Origin of the sequence: Flavobacterium suzhouense, assembly GCF_042684765.1 — a bacterium.
GTDB classification, from domain to species: Bacteria; Bacteroidota; Bacteroidia; order Flavobacteriales; family Flavobacteriaceae; genus Flavobacterium; species Flavobacterium suzhouense.
The window spans coordinates 446,519-458,329 of sequence record NZ_JBHUMD010000007.1 but is presented as its reverse complement, the minus strand read 5'-3'; the positions used below and the strand labels follow the sequence as shown (position 1 = coordinate 458,329).

Annotated in this window: 9 protein-coding genes; 2 read left to right on the top strand and 7 right to left on the bottom strand. The window is 37.3% G+C overall.

Annotated features, from left to right (window positions below; translation table 11 throughout):
• Position 1: 1 nt before the first annotated feature.
• Together ACFSR3_RS07330 and ACFSR3_RS07325 are read right to left on the bottom strand one after the other, a co-directional pair.
• A complete protein-coding gene (locus ACFSR3_RS07330; protein WP_379820378.1) occupies positions 2–1,735 on the bottom strand; it encodes a peptide MFS transporter in 1,734 nt (577 codons plus the stop codon).
• A 12-nt stretch (positions 1,736–1,747) separates the two neighbouring features.
• The gene (locus ACFSR3_RS07325; RefSeq protein ID WP_379820377.1) at positions 1,748–3,922 is read right to left on the bottom strand and encodes a S9 family peptidase; all 2,175 of its coding nucleotides are present in this window, start codon (positions 3,920–3,922) and stop codon (positions 1,748–1,750) included.
• 165 nt (positions 3,923–4,087) lie between these two features.
• Here ACFSR3_RS07325 and ACFSR3_RS07320 point away from each other — a divergent pair, with 165 nt between their 5' ends.
• Entirely contained in the window at positions 4,088–5,440 is a 1,353-nt protein-coding gene (locus ACFSR3_RS07320; protein ID WP_379820376.1) for a hydroxymethylglutaryl-CoA reductase, degradative, read from the top strand.
• Positions 5,418–6,335 (top strand): GYDIA family GHMP kinase, encoded by a 918-nt coding sequence (locus tag ACFSR3_RS07315; protein WP_379820375.1) that lies wholly within the window; start codon positions 5,418–5,420, stop codon positions 6,333–6,335. Before ACFSR3_RS07320 ends, ACFSR3_RS07315 begins: the two co-directional genes overlap by 23 nt.
• Here the strand turns inward: ACFSR3_RS07315 and ACFSR3_RS07310 are convergent.
• From ACFSR3_RS07310 to lptC, 5 genes are all read right to left on the bottom strand, one after another.
• Positions 6,332–7,390, bottom strand: a complete 1,059-nt coding sequence (locus tag ACFSR3_RS07310) for a glycosyltransferase family 9 protein (protein ID WP_379820374.1) — start codon at positions 7,388–7,390, stop codon at positions 6,332–6,334. The genes ACFSR3_RS07315 and ACFSR3_RS07310 overlap by 4 nt on opposite strands.
• 198 nt (positions 7,391–7,588) lie before the next feature.
• Positions 7,589–9,694 carry a peptidylprolyl isomerase gene (locus tag ACFSR3_RS07305; protein WP_379820373.1) on the bottom strand — a complete coding sequence of 702 codons (2,106 nt, stop codon included), beginning with the start codon at positions 9,692–9,694 and terminating at the stop codon, positions 7,589–7,591.
• 102 nt (positions 9,695–9,796) lie between these two features.
• Positions 9,797–11,059, bottom strand: coding sequence for a hemolysin family protein (locus tag ACFSR3_RS07300; protein WP_379820372.1), 1,263 nt, complete (start codon positions 11,057–11,059; stop codon positions 9,797–9,799).
• A 2-nt stretch (positions 11,060–11,061) separates the two neighbouring features.
• Complete coding sequence (locus tag ACFSR3_RS07295; RefSeq protein WP_379820371.1) at positions 11,062–11,256, bottom strand: hypothetical protein; 195 nt, start codon at positions 11,254–11,256, stop codon at positions 11,062–11,064.
• Complete coding sequence (gene lptC, locus ACFSR3_RS07290; RefSeq protein ID WP_379820370.1) at positions 11,256–11,810, bottom strand: LPS export ABC transporter periplasmic protein LptC; 555 nt, start codon at positions 11,808–11,810, stop codon at positions 11,256–11,258. Before lptC ends, ACFSR3_RS07295 begins: the two co-directional genes overlap by 1 nt.
• Position 11,811 lies beyond the last annotated feature (1 nt).

Here is an 11,811-nt window from a genome sequence, read left to right as displayed (position 1 = left end):
ATTAAAATACGTTGTTTTCTTTCATTACCCTGTTAAGCCATTTCAGCATTAGGAATAATAGTAATGCTGCAATAAGTACCAGCGCGAAGTTAAGGAAGAAGAAGTTTTCTTTCTGTTCCATATCTTCCCAAAGACTTGAAAGCATACCTGCCAGCTTATTACCTACCGATATAGCAAGGAAGAAACCTCCCATCATAAGTGCAGTAATCCTTGGCGGGCTTAATTTAGACACCAATGAAAGTCCCATTGGCGACAGACAAAGTTCCCCTAAAGTAATAACACCATATGATGCAAGAAGCCACCAGCTGCTTGCTTTCATAGTAAGGTCATTTGTAGCATATACAGCACCCACCATTACCAAAGCCGATAATGCAGTGATTAAAAGACCTAATGCAATTTTTGTAGGCGTGCTTGGCTCTTTTCCACTTTTTCTAAGCGCCGTCCAAATACCTACAAGTATAGGTGTAAGCATAATTACCCAAAAAGGATTGATTGACTGATAAAGCTCAGTCGAATATAATTTCAGGTCTTTTCCTTTAGCAGGCACTTTTTCTGCCGCAAGATTGCTGAAATATTTTCTCGAAGATTCCAGTTTAGCGATTTCTTTAGCACTGGCTTTTTTAGCAGCCATTTCAGTTTCAGTAGCTTCAGGCATAGCGTTGTTTGCAGCTCTTAACTCTTCAATCTTAGCTTTAAATGCAGGCTCATCAAGAGCAACAATATCATTGTTCTCTACAGTTTGCGCCATATCTACTTTATTAAATACAGTAGCTACACTTTCAGGCATTTCCCTGTCGGTGTAATCTTCTGCCCAAACGGTAAGCGCGTCACCATTCTGGTGGAAGATGGCAAAGAATAATATTACACAAGAGAACACCGCAAGAAGAGCAGCAATAGCTCTTTTTTCAAGACCTGTAGATTTAGCCCATAAATAGATGAAGAATGCGATTACCGGTACACATCCAAAAATAAAGGCATCATTAGTATCTGAACCTAATATATTATTATCACCTCCTGTTCCCATTATAAAATATCCAATGATACCAAACACAAACATTGGTAAAATTGTAGATCCTAATATTTTAAGGGTTGGCATATCACCTTCCTGAAGTGGTTTGATCACATCTACATGTTTGATATGTTTTGTTCCGCTAAGGAAGATAACAACCCCAATTAACATACCTACACCTGCTGCAATGAAAGCAAAGTTCCAACCGAAGTTAATCCTCATATAAGCTGCAACGAAGTTACACACGAATGCCCCAACGTTGATACCCATATAAAAGATGTTATAACCTGAATCTTTTTTATGCTTAAGTTCATCGCTGCTATAAAGGTTACCTACCAATGTAGAGATGTTTGGTTTAAAGAAACCGTTACCCAAAATGATAAGCCCTAAACCTGCAAAGAAAGTTGTAATATCATGAATTGACAAAAGGAAATAACCCGCTGCCATCATCAGGCCTCCCATAATGATTGATCTTCTGTAACCCAGCACCCTGTCAGCAAGCAAACCACCAATAAAAGGGGTAAGATATACAAGTCCTAAATATGTTCCGTAAATATCGGATTTGGTGTGTGCATCAAAGCCCATACCTCCATTATTCCAGCCATCAAGCATATACAGGGCAAAAATCCCCAACATAAGGTAATAGCCAAAACGTTCCCACATTTCTGTGCCGAATAAAAACCAGAGCCCTTTAGGATGCCCCTTTTGCGTAGTAGTTTCACTCATAATATGCCTGTTTTATAGTTTTTCTTTGATAAAATTGGTCATTTTAGTATACAGCTGAAGCCTCGTCTTACCACCATAAATACCGTGGTTTTTATCAGGGTAAATAGCCCAGTCAAACTGCTTGTTAGCCTGAACAAGTGCCTCAACCATTCTCATGGTATTTTGCACATGGACATTGTCATCAGCCGAACCATGTATCAATAAATAAGAACCTTTTAGCTTACTTACATGGTTAATTGGTGAATTATCATCATAACCCGACGCATTCTCCTGTGGCGTTTGCATATATCTTTCTGTGTAAACCGAATCGTAGAATCTCCAGTTGGTTACCGGAGCTACAGCGATAGCCATTTTAAATACATCGTTTCCTTTTAGTATACAGTTAGAAGACATAAAACCACCATAGCTCCATCCAAAGATACCGATACGTGACGCATCAACATAACTGTATTTACCTATAGTCCTAGCAGCATCAATCTGGTCTTCCACTTCATACTTACCAAGCTCTTTATAGGTTACTTTTTTAAATTCAGCACCTTTAAAGCCTGTACCACGACCATCAACACAAGCTACAATATAGCCTTGTTGTGCAAGCATCATGAACCAGTAATCGTCATAACCGTTCCAGTCGTTGTTTACCTGCTGAGAACCCGGGCCGCTATATTGATACATAAATACAGGATATTTTTTGTTTGGATCAAAATCTTTCGGTTTTATCATCCATGCATTCAGCTCCTGGCCTTTTTCAGTTTTAAGCACCATGAATTCTTTTACCGGAAGGTTGAAATCGGCAAGTTTACTTTTAAGTGCATCATTATTAAGGATATCTTTTACCTTTTTACCATCTTTTGCGCTGTGAAGCGTAAATGTTGTTGGAACTGATGAACTTGAAAATGTATTGATGAAGTATTCGAAATTCGGACTGAAAGTTGCCGAATTAGTACCTGTATTAGGTGTAAGTCTTACTTTATTTTTACCATTCAGGTTTATCCTGTACACATCACGGTTAATTGACCCGTTTTCTGTAGACTGATAGAAAATGTTTCCTGTTTTATCATCAAAACCATAGTAGGCTGTCATTTCCCATGCTCCATTGGTGATTTGGGTGATAAGCTTACCAGTTTTGGCATAATGGTAAATATGGTTATAACCATCTTTTTCGCTTGTCCAGATAAAGCTGTTATCGTTAAGGAAAGTCAGGTTATCTGTAATATCTACGTAGGCTTTGTCTTTTTCGTTAAGCACAACTTTAGGAGTTCCGCTGTTAGCATCAACAAAAAGAAGATCCAGATCATTCTGGTGCCTGTTGATTACCTGAACACTTAAAGTCTGGGCATCGTTTGTCCATTTTATGCGAGGAATATAAAAGTCATTATAATTACCAAGGTTTATCTTTTTAGTTGTACCTGCCTTAACATCATATATGTGTAATGACACTAATGCATTCTTCTCACCTGCTTTTGGATATTTGAAAACATCCTGTATAGGATAAAGACTTGATCCATAAACATCCATTGAAAATTCCGGAACATCAGTTTCATCAAAACGGATATAAGCGATCTTATCCCCTGACGCATTCCAGTCATAAGCCCTTACAAAAGCAAACTCCTCTTCATATACCCAGTCGGTTATACCATTAATGATCGCGTTCTTTTTTCCATCAGTAGTGACCTGAGAAGCCTTTTTTGAAGCAACATCATACACATAAAGATTATTCTGGAAAGCATAAGCGACTTTAGAATTATCTGCTGAGAATGTTGGCTCCTGAATTTTACCTTCAGCTACTTTAGATAACGTTTTCGAACCGATATCATAAATATAGAAGTCGGCCACAAATGAATGTCTGAATATCTGCTCCGAATTTGTAGCAATCAGCAATTTCTTCTCATCGGCACTAAAAGTATAACTGTCAATTCCGTTTTCTAACTGAGTGAAATTTTTAGAGTTAATAAGGGTATTAACCTTATCCAGTGTAGCAAAATCATACAGATCAACAGCATTGCTTTTCGTAGCCCTGTTCAAATTCAGCACAGTATACTGATTGGCTTTCTTCATAGCCTGAAGATCATCCATGTACTGGAGCCTGAATTGGCCTCCCCATATTTGTTCGAGAGTTAATTTTTGCTGAGCAGCAGCCGGCATTACTGCCAGTATAAATAAGAAAAGTGACCTTTTAATATATTTCATTTCGCGTACGGTAAAAAACTTCCAATTTTAGTAATTTTTTATGAATAATGAGTGCTTTTTTTTGTTAAATGCATTTTTACTGAGTTTTTGCTAATACAATAATTTTAGCAAATCCGTTTAGTAAAGCGTATCTTTGCACCACACTATTATTATAAGCAACTGAAAATGAGCAAAGCAATTGCAGGTTTCTCAAAACTGACTAAAGAAAAAAAAATTAAATGGATCGCTGAAGAATATTTTTCTGAACCGGAAGAAGCTATTTCACTGCTAAAAAATTACTGGAACTCAAACGAATCACTCCAGAAATTGCACGATGAGTTTATCGAAAACACCATAACCAATTTTTACCTGCCTCTCGGAATTGCACCAAACTTTGTCATTAACGGCAAAAATTACACAATCCCGATGGCAGTTGAAGAAAGTTCGGTTGTTGCTGCCGCTTCTAAAGCTGCTAAATTTTGGGCAAAACGCGGCGGATTTAAAGCTACTGTACTCAACACCGAAAAAATCGGTCAGGTACACTTTCTTTTCAACGGAAGTTTTGAAAAGCTTTCTGCTTTTTTCAATGACATAAAACCTAAATTTTTTGAAGGCTCACAAGACCTTACCAAAAATATGCAGGCTCGTGGCGGCGGTATTCTTGATATCGAATTAAGAGATAAAACCAGTGAACTTGCTAACTACTATCAGCTGCATGCTACTTTTGAAACCAAAGACAGCATGGGAGCTAACTTCATCAATTCATGCCTGGAACGTTTCTCTAAAATAGTAAAAGAAGAAGCGTTTAATTGTGACGTATTTACCGAAGACGAAAAACACATACAGGTAATTATGAGCATACTTTCCAATTATGTTCCTAATTGTATTGTCAGAGCTGAAGTTTCATGCCCTATAGAAGAACTGCACGAAGACGCAAGCGTTAGCTCAAAAGAATTTGCAGAAAAGTTCCTTACTGCCGTTAAGATTGCAGAAATTGAACCTTTCCGTGCGGTTACCCATAATAAAGGCATTATGAACGGCATTGATGCTGTAATTGTAGCCACAGGAAACGACTTCAGAGCCGTAGAAGCAGGAGTACATGCCTATGCCTCTAAAGATGGACAATACAGCAGCCTTTCTCATGCAAAAATTGAAAACGGAATATTTACGTTCTGGCTTGAGATCCCATTGGCATTAGGCACCGTTGGCGGACTTACCACTTTACATCCACTTGTAAAATTCTGCCACGAACTCCTTGGTAAGCCTTCGGCAGCCGAACTTATGCAAATTGTTGCTGTTGCCGGTTTGGCACAAAACTTTGCAGCATTACGTTCACTTACCACAACCGGAATACAGCAGGGACACATGAAAATGCACCTGATGAACATACTGAACCAGCTTGGCGCCAATGACCATGAAAAAAAACAGGCTGTAAAACATTTTGAAAAAAACACAGTAAGCCATTCTGCAGTAGCTGATTACATAACCGAGTTACGCACCAACAACCCTGAACGCATTGAAGAAGACTTTTTACAGTAACGGAAAACTATTACTTATAGGTGAATATACCGTCATTGACGGCTCCGAAGCTTTTGCTGTACCAACTATTTATGGGCAACATCTGGACATAGAAGATTATGATACAGACATCTTAAAATGGGAAAGTTTGGACGCTAACGGAAAGTCATGGTTTAAAGCATCATTAAGCTATCAAACCATTCATGAAAACAGAAGAACCGGTAATGCTATAACCGACACACTCATTGACATTCTGCACCATGCCCATAAAGCAAATCCGGCAGTTTTAGCTCCAGACACAGGCTACAAAACAACATCGCGTCTGACATTTCCAAAAAACTGGGGACTTGGCAGTTCTTCGACACTCATCAATAATATAGCCCAATGGTTTGAGATTGACGCATTCGAACTTTTAAAGCATAGCTTTGGAGGAAGCGGTTACGACATCGCCTGCGCACAGCATAACACTCCTATCATCTATCAGATAATAGAAAACAAACCAACTGTTAAAACCATCAGCTTTAACCCTGCTTTTTTAGACAAATTATATTTTGTTTACCTTAATAAAAAGGAAAACACGCGTGCTTCAGTCATACGCTATAAAGAAAAGACAGCTGAAATCCCGGTACTAATCAATGAAGTGAATACCATTATCGAAGAAGCGTACAAAACAGAAGATTTTAATCGTTTTTGCGAATTGCTTGACAAGCACTCAGCTTTAATGAGTAACGTTTTAGAACTCAAAACTGTAAAAGAGGATTTATTCTCTGATTTTAAGGGGACGCTAAAAAGTCTTGGCGCATGGGGTGGTGATTTTATATTGGCCGCAGCCAATGAAAATCCGGAAGCCTATTTTAAATCAAAGGGATTTGAGACTGTAATCCCATATAAAGACATGATTATAAATAAAGATTAAGCGTATTGCAGTGATTCAGATTGCTGACTGCTAAGTATCTTTTTAACCTTAGCAATATTCTCATCGAAATCCACCTTATTGGTATCAATAGCTATACTGCCGTTTCCATAGGGTTCATATTTTTCAGGCTTGGTAACTGAAAACAGACCTACTACAGGCGCCTGTGAAGAAGCAGCAAGATGCATAATACCACTATCAGCTCCAATAAATATTGCACTGTTGGCTATCACAGCCGCAATCTCCCTTACATCTTTGCTGTAGAAAGAATGCGCTTTAAATCCTATTTTAGAAATATTTTCTACCGGCAACACTTCAACAATATTATATTCCGGAAATGCTTTAAGTAACTTATTGTAGTATGTATCCCACCAGTTCTCATCATAACATTTACTACCGGTTGCGTAAGTAAAGATTGAAATAGTTTTTTTCTCGGGTGATACAATCTTTTCAAGTTTTTTTTTACCCTCAAAAAGTTCTTCAGCCGTTAGTTTTATATCAAGATTAGGAATGGGTTGCTGCATTCTGTCATAACCCAACATCTGCATATAATAACGAAATAAATATACAGGCCTTTTACCCATATGAACATAATCCCTGAATTGCATCTGAAGCTCTTCTATGTTCTCACCAAACACTTTATTAGACGCGCTTGCAAACTGTGTAGACAATCTCCCTGAAGATGAATCCTTATCAAGGTTTATCACCATATCATAACGATGCTTCCTCAATTTTACCCATACATTCATATACTTAAAAAGCTCTTTAAAAGGCTTCTTAGGCAATTTGATTATCCTGGATACATTTTGATAATTTTCAAAAAGAATTGGGGCAAGCCCACCCTTCACAAAAAGATCAACTTTACATCCCGGAACGGTATTATGAATTTCCTGTAAAAGAGGAGTAATAAGCAACAGATTACCCAACCTGTGATTGGGCCTGTTTATAAGAATACGCTTTATATTCCCGCCGGATTTTGTATTAATACGTGATTTACCAACATTTTTGGTTAGGCCAATCATTATACTTTTTCTAACCTTATTAATACGTTTTAGCATGTCCGGTGCTTTTAATAATTAAATTATGAGATTATCATATTAGGCAAAGTTAATCCCACTGATTTAAAAAAAAACTCTTAAAAAGAAAAATAACAAAAAATTAACCTACCAAAGTCTTACACAAAATTTAAAATTATAACACATAAAAAAAACCGGCCTGAAGCCGGTTTTCTTTTATATAGTGAATAACGCGATCGATTAGTTAAACTCTGATCTGTTATCTTCGATATCAGCATTTTCTTTAAGTGCATTAGAAAGTCTTCCCTGAACTTGTTGTCTTGCTTCACCATTAAGTCTTGAAGTGAAAGCAGTATAATTAGGAAGCGCCGGAGCTTTTGCAATTGTTTTTGTTCTTACCATGAATACTCCAAGCTGACCATCGATAAGCCCGGATGTTTTACCTGCAGACAGACCGAATGCTTTACCAACAACTTTTGGTTCAGAACCAACATTAGCAATTGTAGGGTTAGCAAGAGTTACATCAACAGCACTTGCAACTGTAGAACCTGTTTTTTGAGCTACAGCTTCAACACTTGTACCTTCCATTTTCTTTCTGATCAATTCAGCTTTCTTCTCATTACGAACGATTGGAAGAACTGATATTTTAGCTTCTTCGATAGGAAGCACACCTTTTTCGTTGATAGTTTTTAGTCTAACGATTACGTGTCCCTGAGGGATGTCAAATTTCTTAACATCTCCCACTTTAGTATCATTAGAATAAGCCCATTTAACAATACCTCTCTGGCTTCCGATTCCCTGAATGTTCTCGTCGTTAGCCATAACTTTATTAGCCGGAGTTACTGTAAGGCTTAAGCTTTTTGCAAGATCAGCAAATGGTTTCTCTTCAGCTTCCATTTCCATTTTTGAAGCTTTAGTAAATATAGCGTCAGTTGTAGCTTCAGAAGGCTCAATTTTCTGAGCAACAGTAGCAAGCTGAACTGCTTCGTTTTTACCGGTTACTTTGATTACGTGGTAACCAAAATCTGTCTCAACAACACCAGTAGTTCCAACAGGATTATTGAACACGAAATCATTGAATGGCTTAACCATTTGGTTTGGCATAATGTTATCATATTCACCACCTGTTTGTTTAGAACCAGGATCATCAGTATTAGTCATGGCAAGCATAGCAAAGTTTCCTGGGTTAGCATTAACCTGCTTTAAAAGGTCATCAGCTTTAGCTTTAGCTTCTTCTTTAGTTCTTGTTATTGACGGATCCGGAGCCGCACCACCTTTGAAAGCTACAAGAATGTGGCTTGCTTTAGCAGAAGCATTTCCTTTTTTGTTGATCATTTTAGTCAGCTTGTAGTAACCGTTGTCGATGTAAGGACCAAACACCTGACCTTTTCCTAAGTTATAAATTTGCTCAGCAAACTCAACCGGAAGTTGTTTTTTAGTTACATAAGTAGTATCATACTTTATGTCTGAATATTTGTTTACAAACTCTTCATTGTTTGCAACACTTGCAAATCCAGGCACAGTATCGTTAGCTTTAGTAGTTTCGTTATACTCTACTTTAGGCAGAAGTAAAGAGTTGATCTCCTTTTTCATCTCAGCCTCATCTTCCTGAGAAGGCTTATTTTCAATCAATACAAACTCAAGGTCACGAGAAGCCTCTGATTTGTATTTCTTTTCGTTTTTCTTCATATAGGCTACAAGCTCCTCATCAGAAACTTTAACCTGATCATCATTGATGCTGCTATAAGGAACAAACACATAATCAAATGAAGCTTTGTCAGTTTCAGAAGCATATTTAGCTTTACCATCGGCATCTGTAGCAAAGAAAGCTGCTTTTACCATCGTAAGGTAAAGTTGTTTTTTTGCTGCATTTTCTACAAGACCTTTATTCTTCTCAATCATTTGCCATTGAGCAGGGTTTGTAGTTTTCATATTAACAAGGAATTCGTTGAATTTAGCCTTATCAAATTTACCTAATGCATTTTGGAATTGCGGATTTTGAGCAACCTGAGGATCCTGAGCATACACATTAAAGATATGATCTTTACCTACTCTAAGACCGGCTTTTTCAAATCTTTCTTCAAAAAGAATGTTATCAACTTCCTGGCTCCAAACAGCGTTTGCTGCCTGAGTAGGGCTTATACCCTGCTGCCTTGCCTGAACATCATTTACTTTTTGCAGAAAATCCTGAACAGGAATATCTTTACCATTAACACTTCCTACATTTCTGGTAACACCAAAGCCACCACTGTTTATAATATCACCTATTATAAAAGCCAGTAAGCAAAAGCCTATAACCAGTATCAGAATTAATGAACGCTGCCTAATTTTTGATAAAACCGCCATTTTTTTGTTTGTTAAAATTTTATATCAGTGGGCGAAAATACAATTATCTGTTTAATAATAAAAGTAGTGACGATATATTTTCGCATGAAGTTGCATTTTTTTTTATTTCCCTTGTAATCGCTGGATTTTTACAAGCTCTATCTTTTTAGAAGACGCCTGTTCTATCGAAATTTCGAAGTTTTGAAACACTAGTTTTTCCCCTGTTCGTGGTATTTCCTTTACATTATGCACTATAAAGCCTCCAAGGGTAAGATAAGAGTCGCTTTCAGGAATATCAAGCCCGTATTCCTCATTAACATACTCTACATCAAGCCTCGCCGACAAAAGATACACTCCTTCCGAAATCACCTCTTCGGCTAGCTCTTCCTCATCATCATGCTCATCTTCAATTTCTCCAAAAAGCTCTTCTATTATATCCTCAACCGTAACAATTCCTGCGGTTCCGCCATATTCATCCAATATGACAGCCATGCTTTTACGCCTTCTTGTAAGCAAATTCAAAAGCTCTTTGATATAAATAGTTCCCGGCACGTATTCAATTGATATAGTGACCTCCTTAACAGTTTTAGGCTTTTTGAACAGTTCAAAAGAATGTATATAACCAACAATATTATCAAGCGTATCCTGATAAACGACCATCTTAGAATAATCCGTTTCTATAAAAAGTTCTTTAAGCTCAGAAACTGAATCGTTCAACTCAACAGCAGCAATCTCAGTACGGGGCGTCATGATATCGCGCGCCTTTAATCCTGAGAACTCAAGTGCATTCTGAAAAATCTGTATTTCAGAATCCACCTCTTCCTGCTCATCAGCACCAATAAGCTGCTCGGTAATGTAATTACCTAATTCACCCCTGCTAAAAAAAGACCTTTTACGATCACCCTGAGTCCTGAAAACTTTTACCAGGATAAAATCCGTCACCTGAATAACAAAACGAGACACCCAATAAAACAGGCAATAAAAAGCATAGGCCGGCAATGCAAAAATCTTAATCAACTGATTTGCATAAACCTGAAAAAAAATCTTAGGAATAAACTCTGCCGCAATGAGCAGTAAAAATGCAGATATAAATATCTGAAGAAAAAGGCTATACAGAGGGTGCAGTACATACCCTGCAGAAAACCATCTTAAAACCGCACTTCCCATAAAATAAGAATACAACACTAAAACAATGGTATTCCCAACAAGCATCGAAGTAATAAACTGGGCAGGTTTTTCTATAAGTCGCGCAAGTACTTTTGAAATAATTGTAGATTGTTTCTTTTCAACTTCAAGATAAACCTTATTCGATGAGATATATGCTATTTCCATCCCCGAAAAGAATGCTGAAAGAAGCAAACATATAATAATCATCGTTAGCTCCATAATTATTCGTTTTTATGCGAATCTGTAAATTTCCTGTATTTCCATCTCTGAAAGAAAAACATGAAAATCAACGCACCAACAAAAAGAAAACTAACAACAGCATCCTCCCCACTTCTCAGCCTCGTTATAGCATCATAAAGGAAAAGTATTCCAAGAATCAGGAATACGTATGGAAAAATTTTAAAATAAGTCTTCATTATTTGTCGCTGATATTGTTTATATGCCCACGGTTTTGTTGCGCATTAACCACTTTAAAGTCTTTACTGAAATCTACCCCGGGCCCCTCAAGGAGACTACCCTCCTTATTTGTAAATTTAAACTTTTTCTCGGTATAAAACCATTCATTTTTCCTGTCATAGAAAAGCTGTTCGGTTTCAAGCCTGTTACCATCATCAGTGGTAATCTTTACATTACCCTGCAAATCGATGATATATGTTTTTTCATAGGTAATAGCATAATCAGACTCAATATAGCTTTTTTTACCGCTATCATCAAAAAGAGTTACATGCACACCTTTAGGAAACTCATTAAATCCGTATTCAAGATTAGAATAATCATACATTAACGGACTTACAAGCACCGCCTTAACCTTACCTGAATCGGTGTATTTAAGATTAATATTTTCCGTTTCTCCGGAAGGACTAAACGCAACACTGTTTATACGCTGAACATCTTTAAAATTACTTTCGCATGAAAACAGCAAAGCAATAAAAGCCACAGTTACAACAGCTATACCTCTATACAATTTCATG

What these genes read in the sequence shown, in the direction of transcription:
- ACFSR3_RS07295 (WP_379820371.1), bottom strand. Translation starts at nt 11,256, where the DNA reads ATGAAGACTTATTTTAAAATTTTTCCATACGTATTCCTGATTCTTGGA.
- ACFSR3_RS07310 (WP_379820374.1), bottom strand. Translation starts at nt 7,390, where the DNA reads ATGCTAAAACGTATTAATAAGGTTAGAAAAAGTATAATGATTGGCCTA.
- ACFSR3_RS07325 (WP_379820377.1), bottom strand. Translation starts at nt 3,922, where the DNA reads ATGAAATATATTAAAAGGTCACTTTTCTTATTTATACTGGCAGTAATG.
- ACFSR3_RS07320 (WP_379820376.1), top strand. Translation starts at nt 4,088, where the DNA reads ATGAGCAAAGCAATTGCAGGTTTCTCAAAACTGACTAAAGAAAAAAAA.
- ACFSR3_RS07300 (WP_379820372.1), bottom strand. Translation starts at nt 11,059, where the DNA reads ATGGAGCTAACGATGATTATTATATGTTTGCTTCTTTCAGCATTCTTT.
- lptC (WP_379820370.1), bottom strand. Translation starts at nt 11,810, where the DNA reads ATGAAATTGTATAGAGGTATAGCTGTTGTAACTGTGGCTTTTATTGCT.
- ACFSR3_RS07330 (WP_379820378.1), bottom strand. Translation starts at nt 1,735, where the DNA reads ATGAGTGAAACTACTACGCAAAAGGGGCATCCTAAAGGGCTCTGGTTT.
- ACFSR3_RS07305 (WP_379820373.1), bottom strand. Translation starts at nt 9,694, where the DNA reads ATGGCGGTTTTATCAAAAATTAGGCAGCGTTCATTAATTCTGATACTG.